The sequence below is a fragment of the Salipaludibacillus sp. CF4.18 genome, from assembly GCF_051262595.1.
Classification (GTDB): Bacteria; Bacillota; Bacilli; order Bacillales; family Salisediminibacteriaceae; genus Salipaludibacillus; species Salipaludibacillus neizhouensis.
Genome location: NZ_JBIMEV010000162.1, coordinates 1 through 450 on the forward strand (window position 1 = coordinate 1; position 450 = coordinate 450).

At 45.1% G+C, this 450-nt stretch carries 1 protein-coding gene; it reads left to right on the forward strand.

Annotated features, from left to right (window positions below):
• On the forward strand, positions 1 to 450 hold a 450-nt coding region (locus tag ACHABW_RS25975; RefSeq protein ID WP_435759933.1), incomplete at both ends, for a VOC family protein.

The following is a 450-nucleotide window of genomic DNA, read 5'->3' on the forward strand; positions in this document are numbered from 1 at the left end:
AAAGAATTAGGTTTCGCTTGTTCCGAATACACAGTGGGAGAAGAAGAGAAAATCTGGGCTGCTTGGCTACACCGTAAACCGACTGTGCATGATGTTGCGTTTATGAATAGCCCGGGTCCACGCCTTCATCATGTTGGGTTTTGGCTCAAAGATCCGATGACCTTAATTGATTGTTGTGATGTGCTTGCTTCGTTGGGACTTGGTGCTTCTATCGAAAGAGGACCAGGACGACATGGACTGTCGAATGCCTTTTTCTTGTATTTAAGAGATCCAGATGGTCACCGTATCGAATTATACAATGGAGATTATTTAACAAGTGATCCGGACTTTAAACCGATTCGTTGGGAGCTAGATGATCCAATGCGCCAGACATTCTGGGGGCATGAAGCACCAGACAGCTGGTTTGAAGAAGCTTCGGAAGTGCTTGATATTCATACAGGGAAAAAACGG